17 protein-coding genes are annotated in these 23,964 nt (G+C 65.8%); 10 read left to right on the forward strand and 7 right to left on the reverse strand.

The features are described 5' to 3' along the window. Nucleotides 1-331: 331 nt before the first annotated feature. The 3 genes from JQ586_RS30380 to JQ586_RS30390 form a co-directional block, all read right to left on the reverse strand. A complete protein-coding gene (locus tag JQ586_RS30380; RefSeq protein WP_212398311.1) occupies nt 332-1,513 on the reverse strand; it encodes an amino acid aminotransferase in 1,182 nt (393 codons plus the stop codon). A 124-nt stretch (nt 1,514-1,637) separates the two neighbouring features. Continuing rightward, nucleotides 1,638-2,828 carry a GNAT family N-acetyltransferase gene (locus JQ586_RS30385; protein ID WP_212398312.1) on the reverse strand — a complete coding sequence of 397 codons (1,191 nt, stop codon included), beginning with the start codon at nt 2,826-2,828 and terminating at the stop codon, nt 1,638-1,640. A gap of 10 nt (nt 2,829-2,838) precedes the next feature. Further along, on the reverse strand, nt 2,839-3,774 hold the full coding sequence (locus tag JQ586_RS30390; protein ID WP_249148369.1) for a cupin-like domain-containing protein: 936 nt from the start codon (nt 3,772-3,774) through the stop codon (nt 2,839-2,841). Nucleotides 3,775-3,987: 213 nt separating this feature from the next. Between JQ586_RS30390 and JQ586_RS30395 the strand changes: the two genes are divergently transcribed. Next, nucleotides 3,988-5,082, forward strand: coding sequence for a hypothetical protein (locus JQ586_RS30395; RefSeq protein ID WP_249148371.1), 1,095 nt, complete (start codon nt 3,988-3,990; stop codon nt 5,080-5,082). Between the two features lie 9 nt (nt 5,083-5,091). Here the strand turns inward: JQ586_RS30395 and JQ586_RS41360 are convergent, their stop codons facing one another. From JQ586_RS41360 to JQ586_RS30410, 3 genes are all read right to left on the reverse strand, one after another. Beyond that, nucleotides 5,092-6,405 carry an O-antigen ligase gene (locus JQ586_RS41360; protein WP_212398313.1) on the reverse strand — a complete coding sequence of 438 codons (1,314 nt, stop codon included), beginning with the start codon at nt 6,403-6,405 and terminating at the stop codon, nt 5,092-5,094. Then, nucleotides 6,402-7,358 (reverse strand): glycosyltransferase family 2 protein, encoded by a 957-nt coding sequence (locus JQ586_RS30405; RefSeq protein ID WP_249148391.1) that lies wholly within the window; start codon nt 7,356-7,358, stop codon nt 6,402-6,404. The genes JQ586_RS41360 and JQ586_RS30405 overlap by 4 nt, the downstream gene beginning before the upstream one ends. A gap of 286 nt (nt 7,359-7,644) precedes the next feature. After that, a complete protein-coding gene (locus tag JQ586_RS30410) occupies nt 7,645-8,619 on the reverse strand; it encodes a hypothetical protein (RefSeq protein WP_212398314.1) in 975 nt (324 codons plus the stop codon). A gap of 408 nt (nt 8,620-9,027) precedes the next feature. Between JQ586_RS30410 and JQ586_RS30415 the strand changes: the two genes are divergently transcribed. The 6 genes from JQ586_RS30415 to JQ586_RS30440 all read left to right on the forward strand — a co-directional run bounded on the left by JQ586_RS30415 (nt 9,028) and on the right by JQ586_RS30440 (nt 15,864). Then, nucleotides 9,028-9,954: a DUF6492 family protein gene (locus JQ586_RS30415; protein WP_212398315.1), complete on the forward strand. Its 927-nt coding sequence runs from the start codon at nt 9,028-9,030 to the stop codon at nt 9,952-9,954. Continuing rightward, the gene (locus tag JQ586_RS30420) at nt 9,948-11,390 is read left to right on the forward strand and encodes a lipopolysaccharide biosynthesis protein (protein WP_212398316.1); all 1,443 of its coding nucleotides are present in this window, start codon (nt 9,948-9,950) and stop codon (nt 11,388-11,390) included. Before JQ586_RS30415 ends, JQ586_RS30420 begins: the two co-directional genes overlap by 7 nt. Nucleotides 11,391-11,394: 4 nt before the next feature. Then, nucleotides 11,395-12,213: a bifunctional 2-polyprenyl-6-hydroxyphenol methylase/3-demethylubiquinol 3-O-methyltransferase UbiG gene (locus JQ586_RS30425; protein WP_249148379.1), complete on the forward strand. Its 819-nt coding sequence runs from the start codon at nt 11,395-11,397 to the stop codon at nt 12,211-12,213. Next, the gene (locus tag JQ586_RS30430; RefSeq protein WP_212398317.1) at nt 12,210-12,962 is read left to right on the forward strand and encodes a polysaccharide deacetylase family protein; all 753 of its coding nucleotides are present in this window, start codon (nt 12,210-12,212) and stop codon (nt 12,960-12,962) included. Before JQ586_RS30425 ends, JQ586_RS30430 begins: the two co-directional genes overlap by 4 nt. 157 nt (nt 12,963-13,119) lie before the next feature. Beyond that, entirely contained in the window at nt 13,120-15,435 is a 2,316-nt protein-coding gene (locus JQ586_RS30435; RefSeq protein WP_212398318.1) for a Wzz/FepE/Etk N-terminal domain-containing protein, read from the forward strand. A gap of 87 nt (nt 15,436-15,522) precedes the next feature. Then, nucleotides 15,523-15,864 carry a hypothetical protein gene (locus tag JQ586_RS30440; protein ID WP_212398319.1) on the forward strand — a complete coding sequence of 114 codons (342 nt, stop codon included), beginning with the start codon at nt 15,523-15,525 and terminating at the stop codon, nt 15,862-15,864. Here JQ586_RS30440 and JQ586_RS30445 read toward each other — a convergent pair. Then, nucleotides 15,838-19,941 (reverse strand): GAF domain-containing protein, encoded by a 4,104-nt coding sequence (locus tag JQ586_RS30445; RefSeq protein ID WP_212398320.1) that lies wholly within the window; start codon nt 19,939-19,941, stop codon nt 15,838-15,840. The genes JQ586_RS30440 and JQ586_RS30445 overlap by 27 nt on opposite strands. A gap of 411 nt (nt 19,942-20,352) precedes the next feature. On the opposite strand from JQ586_RS30445, the gene JQ586_RS30450 reads away from it, so the two are divergent. Genes JQ586_RS30450 through JQ586_RS30460 form a run of 3 tightly spaced genes read left to right on the forward strand, consistent with a single transcriptional unit; the run spans nt 20,353 to nt 23,597 of the window. After that, on the forward strand, nt 20,353-21,405 hold the full coding sequence (locus JQ586_RS30450) for an Ldh family oxidoreductase (protein WP_212398321.1): 1,053 nt from the start codon (nt 20,353-20,355) through the stop codon (nt 21,403-21,405). Nucleotides 21,406-21,431: 26 nt separating this feature from the next. Beyond that, complete coding sequence (locus JQ586_RS30455; RefSeq protein ID WP_212398322.1) at nt 21,432-22,799, forward strand: LLM class flavin-dependent oxidoreductase; 1,368 nt, start codon at nt 21,432-21,434, stop codon at nt 22,797-22,799. 12 nt (nt 22,800-22,811) lie between these two features. Beyond that, nucleotides 22,812-23,597, forward strand: a complete 786-nt coding sequence (locus JQ586_RS30460; RefSeq protein ID WP_212398323.1) for a fumarylacetoacetate hydrolase family protein — start codon at nt 22,812-22,814, stop codon at nt 23,595-23,597. The last annotated feature ends 367 nt before the right edge of the window (nt 23,598-23,964 follow it).

Genomic DNA, 23,964 nt, shown 5'->3' on the forward strand with positions numbered 1-23,964 from the left:
CACGGCTAAGCTCCATGGCTAAGCAAAATAGCTGAGCGCCACGGCCAACTGCATGGCAGATGCGATATGGGCGGCATTCTCGCAAGCGGATGCCGCCCTAGCTTGTTAGGCAGGAGACGACGAACATGGCGATGGTCGAATTTCTCTTGATGGCTCAGTTCGTACAGCGGCCGGTCCAGGCAATCGCGCGGCGATGGTGGTGCATGAGCCTGTTTCGCGCCACCCGCGGAGCGCGCCGTTGCCGGGAATGCGCTGCCTCGTGACGATGCTGTGACAGAACCGCGGCTGTCCGCCCCGTCGGCCTTGCGGAACCGGGAACGACGTCCTTCGCTCAAAGCACCGATACGATGGCCTTCGCCAGGTCGTCGAGCCGGTCTTCCGGCAGGCCCGCCACGTTGATGCGGCTGTCGCCGACCATATAGACGGCATGCTCGTCACGCAGCCGGTTGATCTGCGCCTCGGTCAGGCCGAGACGCGAGAACATGCCGCGATGCTCGGCAATGAAATCGAAACGATCGGAATTGGACTGGCGCCGCAGTGCGTCCGCAAAGGCGACGCGCAGCCGAAGCATGCGCTGACGCATGTCCTCCAGCTCGGCTCGCCAGTCAGAGCGCAGGGCGGCATCGTCGAGCACGATGCGAACGGCCGCCGCTCCATGGTCCGGCGGCATCGAATAGAGCGCGCGGGCGGCAGCCAGCATGTGGCTGATGGCGACATCAGCCTGGGCCACATTCCTCGCCAGAACCATCGCAGCACCGACCCGATCGCGATAGACCGCAAAGTTCTTCGAGCAGCTCGACGCCACGACCATCTCTGGAACCTTGGCCGCCACGATCCGCAGGCCTTCGGCATCCGCCTCGAGCCCGTCTCCGAAACCCTGATAGGCGATATCGACGAACGGCAGCAGGCCTCGTTCCGCGAGCAAGCCGGCAACGCGCTGCCATTGCGTGATTGTGAGATTTGCACCGGTCGGGTTGTGACAGCAGCCATGCAGCAGGACGATATCGCCTGCCTTGGCCTTCGCCAGATCGATCAGCATGGCCTCGAAATCGACGGTCCCGCTCGCGGCATCGAAATATGCATATTCGGCAACCTGCAGCCCGGCGCCACGCATGGTCGGGATGTGATTCGGCCAGGTCGGACGAGAGACCCAGATCGTGGCGCCCGGCCGGGTTCGATGAAGCAGTTCGCCGATCAACCGCAGGGCGCCCGAGCCGCCCGGTGCCTGCGCGACACGAACGCGCGACATCTCGACGCTGTTGCCGAACACCAGGCCGGACATCGCCGCGTTGAAACCGACATCCCCGGCAAGACCGAGATAGGTCTTGGTGTCCTGCGTGTTCAGCAAGCGCTCTTCAGCCTTGCGCACCGCACGCATGACGGGCGTGTTGCCGTCGCGGTCCCGGTAGACGCCGACCCCGAGGTCAACCTTGTTGGCGCGCGTGTCGGCGCGGTAGAGGTCGATCAGGGCGAGGATCTTGTCGGGCGGAGCAACGTCGAGCTGTTCGAACATCGGATCTCTTCAAACCTGGATTATTGCGCATCGCCGTCATAGGAAAATTGCGCCGGCGACGCCAGCGCTTTCGGCCCGACATCCGGTCGATGGGCTGTTCCCGGAGGCGCAAGTGACTGATTCCTCAGATCTCCTCGCGCGACGGCTTCATCCTGCCGAGTGCCTGCCTCAGCCGCACATACAGCTTCGGATTGCGTCGCAGCACCAGCACGGCGCGGTGGCGCAGCGCAAGAGGCCAGCCTCGCCAGCTCAGGGCCGCGTTGAGATCCCGCAGCGGCAGCCGTGTCGGGCCGAAGCGGCGCTTGTATGCATAGTTCCCAACCGAAAAATCAAACTCGCGCACGCCGTCCTTGTGCAGCGCCGCCATGGTGCGTTCGATGATCAGCCGGCCCGGCGAGCAGTTCGACCATTTGTCGCCGGCATTGCTGATGCGGATCATCACATAGCGTGGGCCGGTCCGAATTCCGACCAGCGTCGCGACGATCTCCTCGCCGGCCATGAGCGCCGTCACCACCACGTAGCCGCCATCGATCCCCTCACGCACGAGGTCGCGATAGAACGCGGAGCAGGCGTCGTCGTTGAGGACGAATTCGAGCCCGAGGCTGTCCATCCGGGAGCTCTGCTGCATTTCGGTGGTCGCAAGGATCTCCAGCGCCGCTTCGGTTCCCGCCGCGATCGTGAAGCGCGCGGCGGGATCGCGCGTGAACACGCGCCAGCTCCGCTCCAGCTCCTTGCGCACCGTCTTTTCCAGTGTGTAGCGCCAGGCGTCGTAGTCGTCGCCGGTGAAGACCGGATTGCCGTTCAGCGGGCACGGCCCGGCGCCTCCGAGCAGCGCCAGCGGATTGGCCCGGCCGTGGAGCACGGCAGGCATTTTGAGCAGGCGAAGGAGGTCGGCACCGCCGCTCTCCTTGCGCAGCGCGCGGCGCAGGTCGCGCCAGAGACGCCGCACCGCGCGGGCTTCGCGCGGAGCGGCCGGTCCGAGCAACGGCGCGTTGTAGTCGGTCAGATCGAGATCGGCGAATTCGACAACGCGGAGGCTGCCCTGCCGGCGCCGGATCAGCGGCAGCAACGCGGCGCGTTCGCCGGTCGCGGCATCGGTGACAACGGCAATCAAGGGCTCGACGCCATCAGCCGCCGCAAAGGCGCGGTACCACGACGCATACCATTGCGGATGCTGGAATGCCGTCGACGGCTCGAACGCGCCCCAGCGCGCCGCCGCCTGCGCCCAATTCGAGAGCAGTTCGACATGGAAGCCAGACGCGCGCGCGGTCGCTCGCCCCGCTGTTCGTACTGCCGATGTCGTCAGCACTGTCATTGCAGACTCGTCAGGCCGCCGCGCGCAAATCGACGATCTTGCCGGGATACGCTTCGTCGAGGCGGAAATCGATCGGACGGCGCACGGAGCGCTCCCGCTTCACCCATTTGCCGTCGCGCAGCAGCTTCTGCATCACCTGCTTGGCAAAGAAGGACGGGCCGCGGATGTTGCGGCTCTTCGGCGTGTAGCCAAAGCGATGGCGCAGCATACCGTTGGCGAGGTGCAGGATCTGGGCGCGGCGGATGTCGTCGTCGACATATGACACCGTCATCGAGACGTTGACGGTGCCGAGATTCTCGACCCGGTGCGGCGCGTTCAGCGGCCAGTTCAGCATCTGGCCGGGCTCGAGATCGATCACCTGGGCGTGCCGGTCGTACCAGTCGGCATAGGGGATATCGACCTCGACATCGAACAGCGCGATGCTCTCCAGGTGCTCGGGGCGGATGAACGGCGCGGTGTTCGGGTAAATGTAGACGCGCTTGCGGCCGGCGATTTGGATCAGTCCCTGGCCGGGCAGATCGGCATGGTAATAGACCTGCGCATCCGGTGACGAGATCAGGATACCGGCCTGATGCGTCGGCACCTCGAAGCCCCTGACCTTAGTTGCGATCTCGGCAAACATCCGATCGATCAGGTCGCGGTAGCGGAAATCGACCGCGGTGACGTTGCGTAGATTGAGCCACAGGCCGCCGCGCGAGATCGCCTCGATCACCTGGCGGCCGGAGAGCTTGCCGATCTCGCCTTCGCGCCAGACCCGGCTCGATCCCCGCGCGCCTGTCTTGACCAGGCTGTAATGCTCGCGCGGATAGACCTCGATCAGCCGGGCGAGTTCGTCCATCGAGAACGCCGGCTGCGTATGCATGCTGTGCTCGAGCCGGATCGGTTGATGGCTCCAGAGCTCGGAATGGGTGTCGTCCCAATCCGTGAAGATCTTGCCCATGGTCATAGTCATGCTCCTGTCGGCGTTGCGTTGTTTCGCATCATCCGATGTCCCGTTGCGGGACGATCGGGCCGCCTTTGACCTCGAATTGGCAAGAAGAGTGCCGTTCGCTGCTTACCCGAAACTAATGTCTCGCCTGTATCGCTACCGCCGGTTCCAGCGGAACCGGCGCCTGCCGGCGGTTCCGCTGGAACCGCGACACGGACCCTCGAAGGCAAGATGCGCGAAAAATCCCGATATCGGGCGCTGTTCCTCGGCGCCGGGCCGCAGATGCATTGCGGCGTCGGGCAATTCACGCGCCTGCTGCAGGAGGCGATCGAGAAGATCGATCCCGGCGCGACCACGTCGGTAACCCTGACGCAGACCGACGGCACGGCCGCCGAGGTCTGGCGCGCGGTCGGCAGCGCGGAGAGCGTCGTCTGCAACCTCCCGATCGTGGCCTGGAAACGCGTATTGGCCCGCCCCCTGCTCGCGCTTGCGATAGCGCGGCTGCGGCGGCGCAAGACGGTGCTCGTTCAGCACGAATGGGCCGGCCTCAACTGGATGCGCCGGATCAGCTACATCCCGGCGCTGTGGTTGGCCGATACAATCGTGATGTTCTCGCCCCTTGTGCGCAGGGAACTCGCCGACGATCCGCTGGTACGCCGCATGATCGGCAAATGCGTGCTGGCGCCGCTGCCGCCGAACATCGCGGCGCCCGCGGGAATCGAGGATTCGAGGCTGCGTCACAGGCTGATCGCGGCGCGCGGCGACGGCCGGCTGATCGTCGGTCATTTCGGCTCGCTTTATCCGGGCAAGCAGCCCAATGCGCTGCTCGAGATCGGCGCGGCGCTGAAGGAGCGCGGATTGAAGCCGCTGATCGTCTATGTCGGCTCCTTCATCCGCGGCGTCGACAACATCGAGGAGAAATTCGACGCCCGCGTCAGGGAGCTCGGACTCAAGGGCGACGTGATCGTGTCGGGCTTCGTGGCCTCCGATCACGAGGTGTTCGGCCTGCTCTGCGAAATCGATGCGTTCTGCTATCCGCTGGACGAGGGACTGACCGCGCGGCGCTCGAGCGTGCTGGCCTGCGTGCAATCCGGCCGGCCGCTGATCGTCACCGGCCCGGCGCTGCCGGAGGAGTTCGACCACCATCCGCGCTTCAGGGAGCTGATCGACCGCGGCGCTATCCTGATGGTGCCGCGCGGCTCGAACAGTGCCGATTACGCCGACCGGATCGTGTCGGCGCTGAAGCGGCCCCGCGTCCACAACCTGCCTTTCGATTTCGACGGCTGGTGGAGCGACGTCGCGAACGCGATCCGCGCGCAGTTGTAGATCGAGGACTCAGGTCCGCATCCTGAACCGGGCGAGATAGTGCAGCCCGAACACCGCGATCAGGAACGTCACCCAGGTCGTATCCGCACGATCGAGGAAGAAACTCTCCATCGACGACAGATAGAGGCCGAACAGCCAGATCCGCAGGAACAGCATCGTCAGCGGACCGTCATTGCCGCCCTGGTCCGCGGTCTGGAAGTCGCGCAACGGCTTGACGACGACAGCCGCGATCAGCAGTGCGAGGCCCGGCAGTCCGGTGCCGAGTGCCGTGTCGAGGTAGCCATTGTGGCTATGCGAGGCATAGGCCGCCCACTCCTTGCCCGCCTTCAGGTTCTGGATCGCGTCAGAGCCCCAGAACGCCTCGAAGCCGTATCCGGTCAACAGTCGCTGATGCAGCGCATCGAGCGCGAAGGTCCAGATGTCGGCGCGGCCGGTGAAGGACGTGTCGAGCGGCAGGAGGCCTGCAATCGCGGCAAGCGTGTTGCTCATGACCGTTCCGATGCTGAACAGGTTGAGCAGCACGAGCGGCGTCAGCAGCATGAAAGCGCGCGCCCATGCCGGGCGGACCACCGCCGTCAGCGAGCTCAACAGCAGCACGCCGGCGCAGAGTGCCGTCGAGCTCTTGCCGGCGGTGAAAAACAGGAAGATCGCCGCCAGTGCGCCCACGGCGGTGCCCGACAGCCACCCGCCGGCCCTGACCAGGTAGACGCCGACAAAGATCAGCATCGCCATCATCGCCGCGGCGACGTTCTTGTGGCCGAATGCGCCGCGCCAGTCGCCGGCGAGCGCCGGCTCCTGCGGATCGGTCGCCTGATGGATCGACAGATGCGGGGCCAGCAACACTCCGAGATAGCAGGTCACGAGCAGGACGAGCGCGGCGATGCCGAGCCAGCGCATCAGCTCGCCCTGCGACTTCGGCAGCAGCAACATCGTCGCGGCGACCACGAGCACGAACACCGTCAGCGCAAGCCGGCGCAGCGACGTCGCCGGATCGAACGACAGCACGACGGTGATGCAGACCCATCCGATGAACAGCAGGAACACCGGCGTCATCAGCGACTTCAGCGCCGGCATGTTGTCGTGCATGGTCAGGGCGAGCATCACGACCATCAGCACGCCGAACAAGCCGTAGAGAACTGCGTCGTTTCCGGTCGTGACATCGGCGACAAGGAAGCCGCTCAGATCGTCGAACGGGTGCAGCGAGACCCAGACCAGCAGCAGGATGCCGATGAACATCGCGCCGCGAACGAAATCCATCACCGGCCGGCGCGAGACGTCCGTGATCAGCGCCCGGCTCTCCGCAGTGATGGAAAAGCCGCTCACGACGTGATCTTCGAGGCCGAATAAGGCTGCGGCTCGATACCGAGCACCGCGAGCGCGCTTCCGAGCGCAACCGCCATCGGGTGCATCGCGATCACAGCCTGCTGCTCCTTCAGGACGATGCGGGTGAAGCGGAACAGCGAGAACGGCACCAGACCGAACATCTTGGCCTTCACGACCGCACGTGACCAGATCGTTTGCGCCGCCTTGTGCTCGACGTGGTAGTTGATCGCGCCGATCCGCAGGCCCCGGCGGACGATCCAGCCGAGATTGGTCCGGCTCTCCGGAACGGTCTCCATGATGACGGCTTCCGTCACCCAGAAGAACCGCAGGCCGGCGCGGCGCGACCGCACGAAGAAGTCGCAATCGCCGCCACCGAGGAAATTGAAGCGCAGATCGAATGCGGGCTGCGGCAGCCTCTCGAACACCGCGCGCCGGATCAGGCAGTTGCCGCAGCCATAGATGACGGGGACGGGCCCGCCCACGTCGTAGGCCGGGGCGAACGCCGGATGGCGCTTCAGGCCGCCCTTCTGCTTGTCGTCGAAGTTCGGCCACACCGGGCCGCCGATGATGTCGGCGCCTGATGTCTCGGCGGCGCGCACCATGTGCTCGAGCCAATCCGGCGAGGCAACCTCGTCGTCATCGATCATCAGGAAGTTCTGCGCGTCCGGAAAAGTCTCGAGCGCGGTCTCGAAGGCGGCATTGATGGCCTGGCAATTGCCCTGCCGCGGCTCGACGATGCAGATGCCGGTGAGCCGGCCCGAGGCGAGGAACTCGGCCGCGACCGGCGCGCTCTCGCATCGCGAGGCGTCGTTCTCGACGACAACGACGGCAAAGCGTCGTCCGGTCCGCTGCGCTACGACCGACTCCAGCGTCAGGCGGAGATGCTTGGGCCGGCGAAAGCTCGGAATACAGACGACGGTCTCGATGGAGCAATCGAGCGCCGGCGACGTCATCACCCAGGCGCGGTCGGCTGCGGGAAGCTCGGTCGACATCTGGCTCACGGCCTCCTGAAAGTCCCGGTCCGTCGTCCCGCCGCGGGTCGGTTCATCAAAATGGGACATCGTCGTCCCGGGATGACCGCCGCGGAGAGCTATACGGACGCAGATCAAAGGTTACGGCGAGCTGATGGCAAAATCCGATCCAGCGGCCGCACACATCCCGGTGATTTCGCCGCAAGGTTAATTTGAAGTGTCGCGAAATGAGTCACGATTTCACCCACCGAACGTTGGCACGCCCGGATCAGCCCGCGAACAGTTTCCGGAACAGGCTCGCCGATTTCGGAAGCCGGCCAGTGTCGATCTGCGTCGGCCACAGGCCGTCGACATCGAAATAAGCGGCATACGCAATTGCGGCCTTGTTGGCGGCGAACCAGTCGTGCATCTGCTGCACGAAATAGTCGTTGTCGCCGGCCTGGCCGACGCCCCACTCGGGATAGCTCATCAGCTTGCCGCGCGAAGCGGCGAACTCTCGCTGCCATTCCAGGCCGAATGGCGCTTTGAGATAGGCATTGGTCCAGCGCTCCGCCGCTGTGCCATCCAACGCGAAGTCGTAGACGTCGAGGCCGATCGTATCGACGACGTCGTTGCCGGGATAGGCGGCATCCGCGGGCATATCCTGGGCCCCCCAGCCCGGACACCAGTCGAAGCTGAAGCCACCGGAATGGCGGCGGAAGATGCCGACCACGCGGCGAAACGCGGCGATGTAGTCGTCCTCGTGCCCCCTGGCGAACCAGCCCATGCTGGAGATGTTCATCTCCCAGCCGAGACGGATGATCGCGCTCGGATGGGCCTCTGCGATCGCACGCGCGGCCGCTTCGAAGTCGGAATCGTGCAGGCCGCCGGCGACGTCGGCGAGCGGCGTCCCCGTAATGGTGAGCGGTACCGACCAGACGAGATTGCGCGCCGGGTTGAGCTTTTTCCAAAGCCCGGGGACCCAATCGAAACTGTGAAAATCGTCCCAGCTCGCTTGCCCGTAGAAGTCGACGCCGATCACCGAAGACGGCGGCTGGTTCAGCCATTTCTCCCACGCCTGCAACACGTGCTCACGGCCCGTCTCGCCCCAATTGACGAATGCACCGGCAAACCGCGCCGAACCGCGGGCCAGCCGCGATCCGCGCGATGGTGCGGCCTCTACCACCGATAACCCGCTCAACGTGACCGCCGCGAGCGCCAGAGCTGCGCGCCGCGAGATTCCGCTGGTCCGATCCGTTTGCAACACGAACTCCCATGATCTTCCCGTGCCAAAAGCGGACACCGCTGACAGCAAGGGTGTTCCGAAACGGGCACGCGATGCGCACCCTGGTCCGGCTGCGCTGGTTTCCAGCCGCGAATGCCGGCTGGATTCTCATGCTCCTTCATCCGCGCCGATGCCGTCGGCAATGGAGGCCCGAGCCCTGCAATATCCGGGCAACGCCCGATCCGCCGCGAAATCCATGCGCGCGCAGCCTTGCCCTGCACCGGTTAACCGGCACTCGGCGGTCCCGCTAACCGGCGATTAACCACAGGGGGTGGCGTGCGCCCCGCCGCAAAGCACTCCGGCACCGATCTTGCTGAATTTGACCCAACGACATTGTTGCGGCGGCAGCGTACCGCCGTGACGCACGTTGCCGGAGAAAGTTGCGAAATGAACCCTGTCGCGTTGCTGACCCCGACCTACGGGCGCGATCTGGAAATCTGCACCCTGCTTTGCGAGAGTGTGGACCGGCACGTCACCTCCTTCTCCAGGCACTATCTGCTGGTTCCGGACTGCGACCTGTCGCTGTTCGCGCCGCTGGCGAGCGATCGCCGCATGATCATCCCGGCTTCGGCCTTCCTGCCCGACTGGTTGCGGCCGTTGCCGCGAATGATCCAGCGCAAGCGCCGCCAGTTCTGGTGGTCGCTGCGCGCCAAGCCGGTGAGCGGCTGGCATGTGCAGCAGATCCTGAAGATCGCCGCCGCGATGTCGCTGCCCCATGAGCGGTTCTGCATCCTGGATTCGGACATCGTGTTCTTCCGCGACTTCGATCTCGCGGGGTTCGAATATCCGAACACGATCCCGCTGCTGCGGACGGACGATGCTGTCACCGCAGACCAGCCGCGTCACTCGCGCTGGCTCGAGACCAGCCATCAGCTGCTCGGTGTGCCGACGCCGCCCTTCCCGGCGCCCGACTTCATCGGACATATCATCTTCTGGGACAGGGAGACCACCCGCGCTCTTGCCGAGCGCATCGAGGCCGTGACCGGCATGAGCTGGATCGAGGCGCTGTGCAAGACCCGCGAATTCTCCGAATATCTGCTGTACGGCTTCTTCGTGCAGAACGACGCCACCTCGGCGGTGCGTCACACCGTCGTGCCGAAGACCTCCTGCATCAGCTATTGGGACGACCCGACGCTCAGCAAGATCGAGCTCAACCGGCTGCTTGCGCGCGCCAATCGCGATGACGTCGCGTTCTCGATCGCATCCTTCTCCGGCACGCCGGTCGAGACGATCCGCGAAGTGGTCGCCGAGAGCGATGCGATTCTCGCCTCTCGCGCGGCCGGCGAACCCGTGGGGCTCCCCGCGCTATGTTGATCGGACAGGCCAGCATCAATCTGACCGCCAACGTCATCTCGGCCCTGCTGGGGCTATTGAGCGTCTTCATCTTCACGCGGCTGTTCACGCCGCATGATTATGGCGTCTATCTGCTCGGCGTCGGCTTCGCGTCCGTGATCTCCGTTTTCCTGGTCGGCTGGTTCCGCAACCTGATCCTGAGCGGACATGCCCGCAACGACGGCACCGATGTCCGCGGTGTCGCCGCCTCGGGTTACCTGATCTGCTGCCTCACCGCGCCGATTGCCTTTCTGCTGGCGCGGCTGGTCGGGCTCGACGCGTCAGCAGCGCTGGCTGCCGTCGTCCTTGCAGTCGCAATCGGCCTGTTCGAGCTGACGCAGGATCTGTTGCGCGCGCGGTTGAAGGCGCTCTCGGTCATGAAGGCGACGCTGGTCCGCGCCGCTGCGCTGCTCGCCTTCGGCGGCGTCGTGGCGCTGGTCAGCCCGACCGGATTTCTGCTGCTGTCGGCGGCGGCCGCCGCTTATCTCCTAGCGGTCCTGGTGCAGTCGAAGAGCGCATGGCGCGGCACGACGGTCCGCTTCGACCGCGCCAGCCTGTTCGCGCTCGCCCGCACCGCCCTGCCCCTGACCCTTTCGCTGACCCTGCTCGCTATCTCGAGCGTCACCGACCGCTTCATGATCGCCAACCTGATCGGCGCCGCGGATGCCGGCAAATACGTGGCATCGCTCGATCTGGTGCGACAAACCCTGATGATGCCGGCGATGAGCATCGCCGCCGCGTTCTTTCCGATGGCAGTGCAGATCCGGGCCAGGCGGGGCGACGCCGCAGTCAGGACCCACCTTGCCGAATGCCTCGAATTGCTCGCCGCCGTCACGCTGCCCGCGTGTCTCGGCTTTGCCGCGGTCTCGGTGCACGTCGCAAATATCATCCTCGGTGCCGATTTCCGCGCGCTCGCGGCTGAAATCATGCCGATCATCGCAGTTGCCGTAATCTTCCAGGTGCTGACGCAGCAATATCTGCATGCAAGCTTCCTGCTCTCCGGCCGCAACTCCTTCTATCTGATCAACACCGTCTCGATCATCGCGGCAAACGTGATCCTGTCCTACGTCCTGGTCAGCCACCACGGCACGATCGGCGCGGCCTGGGCGCGGCTCGGTGCCGACGTCGCGGGCTTTGCCTGCGCGCTGGTGCTCAGCCGTTTCGCCTTCGCGGTTCCTGTCCCGCTCGGCCGGCTCGCCTTGATCGCGATCGCGGCGCTCGCGATGGTGCTCGCGATTGGTGCGCTCGACCGCAACCTGCATGTCGCCGATTTCCCCGCCAGCATCGTGCTGATCGGCGCCGGATGCGCCGTATACGGCGCACTGTGCTGGCTGTTCGACATTGCGCGCCTGCGCGGACGGCTGCGGCATGGCCTGACCATGTTCCGCACCAGATTGGCAAACAGCAACATTGGATGAGCCTATGACAAAGACGTTTGCGTTCGATACGCTGGATGCCCCGCTCGCCGCCATGCCAACGCAGGCTCCAGCCGCGCCGGTCCATCCGGAATCGCTGCTCGCGCTGCCGCCCGGCGAGGCCAGGCAGAGCCTGCTGACCGTTCACAGCATCCTCGAGGCGAGGCTGCCGGCGGGCCCGCTGTCGATCTACGAAGCCGGCGGCGGCTCGACCAGCTATCTGCCGCTCGGCGTCCTGCATCGCGCGCATGTGACCGTGGTCGACATCGATGAAGACCAGGTCCGCAACAACAACTACGCGCAGCAGGCTATCCTCGGCGACCTCCAGACCTATCGCTTCGCGCCCGGGAGTTTCGATCTGATCATCTGCTACAATGTCATCGAGCATGTGCCCGACGTCGAGTCCGTGCTGAGCGGCTTCTGCACGGCGCTGAAGCGGGACGGGCTGCTGCTGATCGGCGCGCCGAATCCGGACTCGCTGTCGGGCGTCATCACCAAATACTCGCCGCACTGGTTCCACGTCTGGTTCTACCGGCACATTCGCGGCGAGAAGAAAGCCGGGCTGCCGGGCGAAGCCCCGTTCCCGACCCATTTCCATCCGCTGGTCACACCAGCCAATCTCGAGGCGTTTGCCGGCAGGCATGGGCTGCAGGTGATCTACCGCAAGAAATACGAGAGCCCGCGCTATCCCGAGATGCGCCGGCGCAAGCCGATGCTCGCCGCACTGATCGATATCGCGGCAGGGATGGTGAACGCCATTCTGCCGGGCAGGGTCGATGTCCGGCACGGCGACTACCATGTGATCCTTCGAAAGCTCGAACAATGAACGCATTATGGTCCGAGGCCAGAGTCAAGGTCAGCCACCGGCTGGCGATGCATGTGCAGCTCGAGCACTTCCGGCTGCACAATGCCGCGCCGATGGTGACGTTCACCTTTGACGACCTGCCGCAAAGCGCCGCGACGCTCGGCGCCGACATCCTGGAGTCCTACGGCGCCCGCGGCACGTTCTACGTTTCGGGGGCGCTGGTCGGTCTCGATGCACCTGACTGGGCCACCGGCACCGCCGACGACGTGATATCGCTGCATCGCCGCGGCCACGAGATCGGCTGCCACACCTTCTCGCATCGGCGGGCGTGCGACCTCGACCAGGAATCGCTGGCCGGCGAGATTGCGCGCAATCGCACCTATCTTCATTCGCTCGATCCGACCATGCCGGTCGAGACCTTCGCCTACCCGTTCGGCTACGGCTCCTACGCCCGCAAGCACCAGCTGAAGTCCGAATTCCTCACCTGCCGCAGCATCGTGCCGGGCGTGAACAGCGGCGAGGTCGATTTGCAGTTCCTGCGCGCGATGCCGCTGATCGACCGCCAGATGTCCCGTGACCGGATCGATCGGGCGTTGCACGAGGCGCTGAGCACTAACGGTTGGTTAATTTTCTACAGCCACGACGTCGCCGAGCAACCGAGCCTCTATGGCTGCTCGCCCGACCTGATGACCTACGCGATGGAAGCCGCGACACGACGCGGCATCCCCGCATTGACCATGGCCGAGGCGTTCCGTTGCGCCAGGGCTTAAACGCTTTGTTTGCCTTTCTCGTGAATAGTCCCCTCGATGGGTATGGTTAATTTTCCGTGTTGCGTCTTGTCCGCGTCGCCGTCCCGTGCGCGTTGCGTGACCCGAAGGGAACGCCCTCAGCCGACGCGTGCGGCCGTTTGGATGGAAGCTGGGGTCGATGCTGCTCTATGACCAGCCGATAGATCGGGCCAAGGTCCGGTCCGGGCCTGAGTCTCGCCCCACCGGCGCTCCGGCGGGATTCAGCGTGTACGAGCTGATCCGGCTGCTCCGGGAGCGCATGGTCGCAATCATGTCGGCCGCGCTGATCTGCGCCTGCGTCGCGGTCGCGATCGGCAAGATGCTGCCGCCCAAATACACCGCGAGCGCCCAGCTCTATGTCGACCCGCGTGAATTGCAGCTCGTCGACCGCGAGCTGACCCCGCGCGCCCAGGACGTGTCCGGCCTTTCGATGGTGGTCGAGAGCCAGTCGCGCCTGATCACCTCGAACAATGTGCTGCTGCAGGTGATCCGCGACACCAATCTCGTCAAGGACCCCGAGTTCGGCGGCGGCGCCGCTGGCAAGGGTATCCTCGGATCGCTGCTCGGCCTGTTCGGCATCGAGCCCAAGCCGACCGCGGCGGAGCAGCAGCAGATCGAGATGAACACGCTCGACGCGCTCAACCGCCATATCAACGTCAAGAAGACCGATCGCACCTTCATCGTCGATATCGATGTCTGGTCGCATGATCCGGTGAAGGCCGCGATGCTCGCCAACACGATCTCGAAGGCCTATCTCGCGGAGTCCAAGCAGTCCCAGGCCGACGCCGCCCGCCGCGCCACGAGGGACCTGTCCGGACGCCTCAAGGAGCTGCAGCAGCGGCTGCGCAACGCCGAGGAGGCCCTCGCGGCCTACAAGGCGCAGAACAATTTCGTCGGCTCGCAGGACAATCTGATCACTGATCAGCAGCTGTCGGCCAGCAACCAGCGGCTGTCCGCTGCCCGCGCGCTGACCCTCGACGCCCAGGCCAAATACGACCAGATCGAGGCCAGCCGGCGCGCCTCGACCGATCCGGGAGCCATTCCCGAGGCGCTGCAATCGCCGACCATCGCCAATCTGCGCGCTCAATATGCCGATGCCAAGAAGCGGCAGGCCGAGTTGCAGGGTGAACTCGGACCGCGTCATCCGGCGCTGCGCCAGGTCGACCAGCAGGTCGAGGACCTGCGCCGCACCATCAAGGAAGAGATCGACCGCTTTGCGCAAGCCGCCAGGAACGACCTGGCCCGGGCCCGCGACTACGAAGCGTCGCTTGGCAAGGCGCTCGACGTCCAGAAGCACCAGAGCGTGCAGATGAGCCAGGCGTCGGTGCGCCTGCGCGAGCTCGAGCGCGACGTCGATGCCAGCCGCGACGTGTATCAGTCCTTCCTCAAGCGCTCGCGCGAGACCGAGGAGCAGGAGAGCCTCAACACCTCCAGCGCGCGCGTGATCGGCGACGCCACCATCCCGCAACGCCGCACCTTCCCGCCGGCGATGAGCCTGCTCGCGATGATCGGCTTCATGTTCGGCGGTCTCGCCGCCGCGGCCTTTATCGTCGCCGCCAACCAGCTGGCGCCGGGTGCAGATCCGCTCACGGCGAGAGCGCAGCCCAGGGACGACGTGGCGCCCGAACGGCCCGCACCCGTCGCGCCGGCCAGGCAGCCGGTCAGCGCGCGGACGGCGCCGCAGCCCGCCGTCAGCCTCGTCGACAAGCCCGTCATCACCCAGCTTCAGGAATCCGACGTCGTCCGCACGCTCGGTGGGATCATGAAGGATCATCACTCCGCCGATGTCACGCGGTTCGGCTGGCCGACCCTGCGCAGCGGCCCCGCGCAAGCGGCCTTCCCGACCACGATGCGGGGGATGTGCGCAACGCTGGCGAAGCGGACCAATCCCGAGGGCATGATTGCGCTGGCCGTGATCGGCGCCAACGACGACCGTGATCGCAGCGTCGTCGCATTGAACGTCGCGCTTGCAGCGGCGCGTGGCGGCGCAAAGGTGCTGATGATCGATGCCGACGGCGCGGCCCATACCCTGTCGAACAAGATCGCCCCCGTCATCCCGCGCGAGCCGAGCCGCCTCGGCTGGTTGCCGATCGGCGGCAAGATCGCCCGTTCGGTGGACACCCCGAACGGCATCACGATCCAGCCTGCGATCCAGGGCCGAGGCGCCAGGGCCTTCGAGGCGATCCGCAAGGCGGTCGCGCAGGCGCGCACGGCCGGCAGCCACGACCTCGTGATCCTCGACGGGCCGGCGATGCCGTGGGACGCGGCGGACCGCAAGCTGTTCGACGTCGTGGACGGCCTCGTCGCCGTGCTGCCGGGCGATCGCGACATCAACGACTGCATGGAAGACATCATCGCGGCACTCGGTGGGGCCGAACGCAAGCTGGTCGGGGTCGTCCTCAACGAGCTCAACCCGACCATCACCAGCCGGCAGCGGGACCGCCGCTCGGCCTGAGCGCCGCCAGCCGGCCTTGCCGCACTCCGCGCACATTGCGTGGATGGATTGCGCTGATATCATCGATGGCCGAGGAGAGACCCATCGATGCATCCCGCCGCCAAGCTGCAATTTGCCCGCATCGTCGACGAGTTCGCGCGCTGGCGCACCATTCCCGAACCGGAACGGCCGCCGGCGCCGGCGTGGTGGTGGGGACCGGCATTCGAGCTGCGCGACGTCGCCGCGACGCTGCCGCCCGGCTGGTGCCGGCAATTGCGGCTGCCGGAGGGCGCGACCTGGCGCGACGGTGCCGCCGTGCTGCGCCGCGCGCTGGCCGACCAGACCATGCTGCCATGGCCCAATGATTTCTCGCGCAAGATCGCATCGACCGATTCCGACGTGCGCGACCTCCACGTGCAGCCGTCAGACGACAGCGCGTTTCCGCCCTAGATCCGCCTCCGCCGCGTCATCCGGCGCCGGCTGCAGCGGCGGCGAGGCCAGCACCGGCGATGATTTCAACAGCTCGGCGAGATCGCGCGGCGGCAGCGGCCTCGAGAACAGGAAGCCCTGCATCTCGTCACAGAGATGTGTACGCAGGAATTCCTCCTGCTCGGAGGTCTCGACGCCTTCCGCGACGATCGTCATGCCGAGCGCCTTGCCCATGCTGATGATCGCCTGCGCGATCGCGACGTCCTCGGAATCATTGGGCAGGTCGCGCACGAAGGAACGGTCGATCTTGATGGTGTCGATCGGGAACTGCTTCATCAGCGACATCGACGAGTAGCCGGTGCCGAAATCGTCGATCGCAAGCCGGATGCCGCGGTTCTGGATCGCATCCAGCACGCGGACCGCGCGCGACACGTTGCGCATCACCATGCTCTCGGTGACCTCGAGCTGCAGCAGCACCGCCGACATGCCGCTGCCGAGCAGGGCCGTGTCGACATCGTCGAGCAGGTGCGGATCGGCGAACTGCCGCGGCGAGAGGTTGACCGCCATCGTGACGGGCTGCAGGCCGCGGCGCTGCCAGGCCATGTTCTGTGCGCAGGCTTCCTTCAGCACCCAGCGGCCGATCGGCACGATCAGCCCGGTCTCCTCGGCAAGCGGGATGAACTGCGCGGGCGAAATCGATCCGAGCTCCGGATGGGTCCAGCGCAGCAGCGCCTCGACGCCGCTGATCTGTCCGCTCACCATGTCGACCTTGGGCTGATAGTGCAGCGAGAACTGGTCACGCTCCAGCGCACGGCGCAGCGCGTTCTCGAGCGTCAGCCGCTCGATCGACTGCGGCTTGATCTCGCCCGAGAAGAAGCGGAAGGCGTTCTTGCCGTCCTCCTTGGCAAGATACATCGCCATGTCGGCGTTCTTGGTCAGCGTCTGCACGTCGACGCCATCGCCCGGATACGTCGCGATTCCGATCGAGGCCGTGGTGTGGCACTCGTGCCCGCTGAGCTGCAAGGGCTGGCTGAGTGAAACCAGCAGCTCGCCGGCGACGCGCTCGACGTCGGCACGCTCGCCGGTCTCCCCCAGGATGACGACGAATTCGTCGCCGCCGAGCCGGGCCACCACGTCGCTGGCGCGCAGGCAGTTGCGCAGGCGGTCGGCGATCGCCACCAGCAGCATGTCGCCGGCGTCGTGTCCGAGCGAATCATTGATTATCTTGAAGCGGTCGAGGTCGATGAACAGCACGGCGAACTGCCGTTGGTGACGGTCGGCCGACGCGATCGCATGACGCAGCAGCTCGTTGAACATCTCGCGGTTGGGCAGGTTGGTCAGGCTGTCATGCGATGCGAGGTACTCGATCCGCTCGTCGGCCTTGTGCTTCTCGTCGGCGCGGTCGAAGCTATCGAGCGCGAACCCCAGATTGTCGGCGAGCCGCTGCAACAGCTCGGCGAACTCGGTCGTGAAGGTGTCCTTCTCGCTCGCGACGAAGATCATGACGCCTGCGACCTGTCCGCCGACGATCAGCGGAAACGAGGCGCCGGCTTTCGTACCATCGAGGCGGGCGCGTTCGTGGAAAGCGGCGGTCTCGGTATCGGCGAAATAGTCATTGATGATGCACGCCTTGCCCGAGCGGAATGCGCGGCCCGAGGCGCCGCGACCTTCCGCGTGCGCCTCGTTGGTCGAGAGCGTCACACGACTTGCGCCCTCCGCCGACGGACCCGCGATCGCGACAATCCTGAGGTAGTCGCTGCCGGGCTGCGCCAGCGCGATTGTCGTCGAGGTGAACCTGCCGCCGCTCGCCGCCGCCTCGCAGACCAATTGATAGAGCTCGCCGCGGGATTTCGCCCGCATGATCGCCTCGTTGGTCGCGCTCAGCGCCGCGAACATCCGCGACAGCCGCTCCCGCTGCTCGTCGGCGCGGGCCTTCTCGTCGGCCTTGCCGAAATTGTCGAGAGCAAAGGACACGTTCTCGGCCAGCCGCTGCAGCAGCGCCATCATCTCCGGGCTGAACGTGTCGAGCTCGCCGGAGAGAAACACCAGCGCGCCGATCGCCTCGCCATCCTTCAGGAGCGGCAGGGCGGCGCCGGACCTGGTGCCGCTGTCGCGGACCGCCTGGTAGAAATGCGCTTCAGGACCGAAATCGCCGAGATAGTCGTTGCTGATGCAGGGCCTGCGGGAGCGGATCGCCACCCCGGTCAGGCTCTGACCTTCGGGGCGCGATGCATCGGCTGACAGCAGCACGTCGCGCGCGCGGACGCGGTCGGGTCCCGACGACGCGACGTTCTCCAGGAAGGCCTCGCCCGGCCGCACCAGCGCGATCGCGGTCGAGGTGAACTGGCCGCCGACGGCCGCGGCATCACAGACCAGGTCGAACATCTCGCTGCGGGATTTCGCCCGCATGATCGCCTCATTGGTCGCGCTCAGCGCGGCGAACATCCGCGTCAATCGCTCCTTCTGTTCCTCAGTGCGCGCCTTCTCGTCGGCGCGATCGAAGCTGCCGAGCGCAAACGACACGTTGTCGGCGAGCCGCTGCAACAGCTCGCCGAATTCGGGGCTGAAGGTGTTGCGCTTGGCCGAAATGAACAGCATCACGCCGACCGGTCGATCGTCGACCACGAGCGGGAACGCTGCGCCCGACCGCGCGTCCTCGCGGTCGATCACGTCGCGGAATGCGCTGTTGGCGACGTCGCTCAGGAAGTCGTTGTTGATGCAGGCCCGCCGCGAGCGGAACGCGCGGCCGCAGACGCCGCGTCCTTCGGGGCGCGTCTCATTGTGCGAGACGGTGAGGCGGCGGGCGTTCTCGGCGGTGGGACCGGCCACCGCCATCATCTCCAGGATGTCGTCGCCGGGCTTGGCCAGCAGGATGCTGGTCGAATTGAAGCCGCCGCCATGGGCTGCCGCTGCGCAGACCAGCTCGAACATCTCCAGCCGCGACCTGGCGCGCATGATCGCTTCATTGGTCGCGCTCAGGGCGGCGAACATACGGGACAGCCGCTCCCGTTCGGCCTCGGCCTTCGCCCGTTCGGTGGTTCGGCCGAAAGTGTCGAGCGCGACCGACACGTTCTCGGCGATGCCGGCGAGCAGCGCGATGATCTCCCCGTCCCGGGACCAGGTGTTGCCGATGAAGAAGATCAGGACGCCGATGCTGTTGCCGAACCGGGTCAGCGGAAGCGCGACGCAGGCCATCATGCCGCTGCCGCGGCCCTTCGCCTGCGAGGCGGTCGCCGATTTGGGGATGTCACGCTCGATGCAGGGCCGCTGGGTGCGGAATGCCTCACCGCAGATGCCCTTGCCGTAGACGTTGTCCGGGTCGCTCGAGAAGCGCGTCTGCGTGATCAGGTCGATCGCCTCGCCGGTGCCGGCGACGGGCTCGAGCCAGTGCGTGTCGGGTTCGGCCAGCAGCACCACCGCGGCAAAGGACTTGCCGCTGAACACCGCGGCATCGCAGACCCGTTGATAGAGATCGTGCTCGGTCTTGGCGCGAAGGATGGCCTCGTTGGTCGCGCTGATGGCGCCGAACATGCGGTTTAGCCGGCGCATTGCCCGCTCGCCGCTCTTGCGTGACGCCTCGTGACTGAAATTGTCGAGCGCAAAGGACACGTTGGCGGCCATGCGCTCCAGGAGCGCAACCATCTCGGGGCCGAGCGAATGCGGTTCGCGCCGCGTCACCATGAAGACGCCGACGCTGCGCCCGCCGCATGTCAGCGGCATCGCCGCCGCCGCGCCGACGCCGGCTCGTGCAGCGCCGCTGCGCCATGCCGCCGAATAGGTTTCGTTGACGTAGTCGTTGCTGACGCAGGCCTTCTGGGCGCGGAAGGCCCGCCCGCCGACGCCCTCGCCTTCGGGCGTGTTGGCGATGATCGAAATGTCGATGCCGCGCAGCCGTGCGACGTCGTCGCCGAAACCGACCGCGAATTTCAGCAGGCCGGTGTCCGGCTCGAGCAAAAAGACGGTGGCGGCGAGGAAGTCTCCGCCCGAGAAAGCGGCTTCGCAGACCTTACCGTACAGTTCTTCTGGCGATTTCGCGTACAGGATCGCTTCGTTGGTGGCATTCAACGCCGCGAATGTACGTCCAATGGTCGACTGCACGATCCTTCGAGGCCCACGGGGCCACCCCTCACCTGTTGCCGGTAACATTGCCCGCGATAGGCCTAAGTGCTGGTTAGTAGGCCCGGCAAGTTGCGAGACACAGTAAACGCATGACGAACAAGTGGCGCGGTCATCCGGAGAAGTACGGGCTGTCCTGTGCCAGGCTGAGGCGCAGGTGCCGGAGCCTGTGCCGGGGCGCCGTCCCGCCCCCGTGACGGCGGTCAAATTCCGCATTGTGACAACAACTGTTCCACGCGGTGAAATCGCGGCGCCGAGCACCCTGCTCCCGGTATGGCGGACCGGATTTTCTGGCCTTGCTCGCCCGGCTCCGCTTTGAGAGCATGCAGCCAACACGACCAAGCAAGATCCGCCGTTCGCGCGGGCCAACGGCGAGGAAACCCCGAGGAAACCATGCCGATCGTCCAGGCCGACCGTCTCGCACGCATCGGCGCTGCGCTGCTCAAAGCCGCCGGCGCATCGGAAGAGGAAGCGAACGCCGTCGCCTCCGGCTGCGTCAACGCCAACCTCGCCGGCCACGATTCCCACGGCGTGATCGCGATCCCGACCTATATCGACCGCGTCAAGGCCGGCCATATCGTGCCGGGCGCGACATGGACCATCGTCCAGGAGACGCCGACCACCACCGTCATCGACGGCCATTGGGGGTTCGGCTTCCACGTCAACGCCAAGGCGATGGAGATGACCATCAAGAAGGCGAAGACCGCAAATGTCGCCGCCTGCACCGTGTTCCGGCAAAGCCATGTCGGGCGGCTTGCACACTACCCGCTGATGGCGATGCGCGAAGGGATGATCGGCATCGCCGCCGCCGATTCCGGCCGCTCGCCGAAGCACGTCGCGCCGTTCGGCGGCCGCGAGGCCAGGCTCGGCACCAACCCGATCTCGATCGCGGTGCCGTCCGATCTCGACGCGCCTTTCTACCTCGACATGGCGACTTCGGCGGTCGCGGCCGGCAAGATCCAGCTCGCGGTGGCCCGCGGCGAAGCGATCCCGAAGGGCTGGATCATCGATGCCGAGGGCCGCGACACCACCGATCCGAAGGATTATCGCAAGGGCGGCGCGCTGCTGCCGCTCGGTGGCAGCGAGGGCTACAAGGGCTCGGGCCTTGCCGCGATGGTCGAGGTGCTGTGCGGTCTGCTGACGGGGCTCGGCTTCGGCGTCGAGCCGACCGGCCGCCACAACGACGGCTGCTTCATGGCGGTGTTCAACGTCGCCGCGTTCCGACCGCTGAAGGATTTCAAGAAGGAGGTCGCCGACTTCGCCCGTTACCTCAAGTCGACGCCGCCGTCCGAAGGGAGCCGCGGCGTGTTCTATCCGGGCGAGGTCGAATATCTGCGCGAGCAGCAGCGCCGCAAGGACGGTATCGAGATCGAGGCTGCCACCTGGGAGAAGCTGAAGGCGCTCGCCGCCGAGTACAAGCTCACCCAGGCACTCGAGCTTCATTGACGGATCGCCGACCACAGGAGAACAGCATGACACGGCAAATGGCCCTGGTTGGCTTCCTGCAGGCACAGAACTGCACCAACCTGCCGAGCTCGTGGCGCCACCCCGAGTCGCGCGACGATTCGATGTCGGCGGACTATTACCAGGAGATCGCGCGCATCCTGGAGCGTGGCAAATTCCACATGGCGTTCTTCGACGACCGCCTGGCGATGCCGGACCGCTACGGCAATGACCACGCCCACACCGTCGAATACGGCATCCGCTGCGTGAAGATGGACCCGATCGTGGTGTTGACCACGATGGGCATGGTGACCGAAAAGCTCGGCCTCGCCTCGACCGCCTCCACCACCTATTTCGAGCCGTTCGACGTCGCCCGCCGCTTTGCCACGCTCGATCTGATGACGAATGGCCGTGCCGCCTGGAACGTGGTGACCTCGGTCAATGACGGCGAGGCCCTCAACATGGGCCGGGAGCACCATCTCGAGCACGACCTGCGCTACGACCGCGCCGACGAGTTCATGGAAGTGGTGCTCGGCCACTGGGATTGCTGGGAAGACGGCTCGCTGCTCATCGACAAGAAGTCCGGCCGCTTTGCCGATCCGACCAAGGTCAAGCGGCTCGACCACCAGGGCCCGTTCTTCAAGTCGCGCGGCCCGTTCACGGTGCCGCGCTCGCCGCAGGGCCATCCCGTCGTGATCCAGGCCGGCGCCAGCGGCCGCGGCCAGCGGTTTGCCGGACGCTGGGGCGAGGTGATCTTCACCGCGGCGCGCAACCTCGCCAATGCCAAACAAGGCTATGACGCGATCCGGGGCGAGGCCGCCAAGGCCGGACGCGATCCCGACCAGATGTTCCTGTGCAACCTGATCACCCCGGTCACTGGCGCCACCAGGGCCGAGGCCGAGGACAGGATGGCTGTCATCCAGAAACTGCCGCTCGAGATCGACGCGCTGTCGCTGCTCGCCGAGGGGCTCAATTTCGATTTCGGCGCCAAGCCGATCGACGAGCCGCTGACGACCGAGGAGTTGCAGGGCATGCAAGGCATGCTCGGCATCCGCGACGGCGTGCTGCGCACCTCCGGCAAGACCAATCCCTCGACCCGCGACTTCATCACCTTCTCGGGCCGCGGCCAGGTGCAGGACGCGATCGTCGGCGGGCCGAAGGAGATTGCCGACAGGCTGGAAGAGATGTTCGTCGGCCGCGGCTGCGACGGCTTCGTCATCGCGGCGAGCTATGTGCCGGGCTCCTACGCCGACTTCGTCGACCATGTCGTGCCCGAGCTGCAGCGCCGCGGCCTGTTCCACAAGGACTACGCCGGCAAGACGCTGCGCGAGAATCTCGGCCTCAAGCGCCCCGCCGCCGGCGCCTGGAAGGCTCGCCCGCAGGCCGCCGCGGAATAGAGGGGCATCATCATGCGTTGGCTCAAATTCACTGCCGCCGGCAAGACGTCCTGGGGACTCGTCGAGGGCGACAAGGTGACGACCGTCACCGGTGATCCGCTCGGTGAATGGACGAAGACATCGCAAACCCACGCGCTCGGTGACGTCAAGATCGAGCTGCCGCTGGTCCCGCGCACCTTCTACTGCGTCGGGCTGAACTACCTGAAGCATCTCAAGGAAGCCGCCGACAAGGCTGGCACCGTGCCCGATATCCCCGGCCGGCCCGAGATCGGCTACCGCGCCCAGAACGCGCTGATCGCCCATGACGAGAACGTCGTGATCCCGGCAAGCGCGACCGAGAAGATCCATTACGAGGGCGAACTCGTCGTGGTGATCGGCAGGAAAGCCAAGCATTTGACCGAGGCCGGCGCGATGGATTGCGTGTTCGGCTACACCATCGGCAACGATGTCTCCGAACGGACCTGGCAGAAGGCCGATCGCGGCCTGTGGCGATCCAAGAACGCCGACACCTTCAAGCCGATGGGCCCATGGATCGAGACATCCGTCGACCTTGCGACGATGGAGACCGCGATCCGCGTCAACGGCAAGGAGACCGGCCGCTTCCGCACCAACGACATGATCTTCGGCATCGTGCCGTTCCTCGTCGAGCTGACCAAATATTTCACGCTGTGGCCCGGCGACGTGATCTGGATGGGCACCGACGGCGCCTCGCCGGATTTGAAGGACGGCGACGTGGTCGAGATCGACATCACCGGCATCGGCACGCTGCGGAACAGGTTCGTGAAGGAGAAGGCGTGAAGCGAAACCCTGATCCATGTCGAACCGCGAAGAGGGTGTGATTCGACATTCTCGCGACATCATCTGTCCGAGTTTTGCCGCTCGTTTTGCCCTCCTCTCTCGGAGAGGGCGCAGGGAAAGCCGGGTGCCGATCGCACCCATGGGTCCCGTGCAACAAAAAGCACGGGGGTAGGACCACAGGTGTAACCGGAAACATCCCGGCTTTCCCTGCGCGATGGTTTACGGCTTATACGTGCTCTCCCCGGCGAGACTGGGCTTGCTTGTCACCGTCATCAGCACGTCTTGCTGATGAGACACCTGCCACTAGGGCGTCAGGCCTGCACGATTTCGCCGTCCGCTATCCGCCGCGACCGTCAATCGCGACATC

Source organism: Bradyrhizobium jicamae (assembly GCF_018130215.1).
Classification (GTDB): Bacteria; Pseudomonadota; Alphaproteobacteria; order Rhizobiales; family Xanthobacteraceae; genus Bradyrhizobium; species Bradyrhizobium jicamae_A.

What these genes read in the sequence shown, in the direction of transcription:
- JQ586_RS30380 (WP_212398311.1), bottom strand. Translation starts at nt 1,513, where the DNA reads ATGTTCGAACAGCTCGACGTTGCTCCGCCCGACAAGATCCTCGCCCTG.
- JQ586_RS30385 (WP_212398312.1), bottom strand. Translation starts at nt 2,828, where the DNA reads ATGACAGTGCTGACGACATCGGCAGTACGAACAGCGGGGCGAGCGACC.
- JQ586_RS30390 (WP_249148369.1), bottom strand. Translation starts at nt 3,774, where the DNA reads ATGACCATGGGCAAGATCTTCACGGATTGGGACGACACCCATTCCGAG.
- JQ586_RS30395 (WP_249148371.1), top strand. Translation starts at nt 3,988, where the DNA reads ATGCGCGAAAAATCCCGATATCGGGCGCTGTTCCTCGGCGCCGGGCCG.
- JQ586_RS30405 (WP_249148391.1), bottom strand. Translation starts at nt 7,358, where the DNA reads ATGACGTCGCCGGCGCTCGATTGCTCCATCGAGACCGTCGTCTGTATT.
- JQ586_RS30415 (WP_212398315.1), top strand. Translation starts at nt 9,028, where the DNA reads ATGAACCCTGTCGCGTTGCTGACCCCGACCTACGGGCGCGATCTGGAA.
- JQ586_RS30420 (WP_212398316.1), top strand. Translation starts at nt 9,948, where the DNA reads ATGTTGATCGGACAGGCCAGCATCAATCTGACCGCCAACGTCATCTCG.
- JQ586_RS30425 (WP_249148379.1), top strand. Translation starts at nt 11,395, where the DNA reads ATGACAAAGACGTTTGCGTTCGATACGCTGGATGCCCCGCTCGCCGCC.
- JQ586_RS30430 (WP_212398317.1), top strand. Translation starts at nt 12,210, where the DNA reads ATGAACGCATTATGGTCCGAGGCCAGAGTCAAGGTCAGCCACCGGCTG.
- JQ586_RS30435 (WP_212398318.1), top strand. Translation starts at nt 13,120, where the DNA reads ATGCTGCTCTATGACCAGCCGATAGATCGGGCCAAGGTCCGGTCCGGG.
- JQ586_RS30440 (WP_212398319.1), top strand. Translation starts at nt 15,523, where the DNA reads ATGCATCCCGCCGCCAAGCTGCAATTTGCCCGCATCGTCGACGAGTTC.
- JQ586_RS30450 (WP_212398321.1), top strand. Translation starts at nt 20,353, where the DNA reads ATGCCGATCGTCCAGGCCGACCGTCTCGCACGCATCGGCGCTGCGCTG.
- JQ586_RS30455 (WP_212398322.1), top strand. Translation starts at nt 21,432, where the DNA reads ATGACACGGCAAATGGCCCTGGTTGGCTTCCTGCAGGCACAGAACTGC.
- JQ586_RS30460 (WP_212398323.1), top strand. Translation starts at nt 22,812, where the DNA reads ATGCGTTGGCTCAAATTCACTGCCGCCGGCAAGACGTCCTGGGGACTC.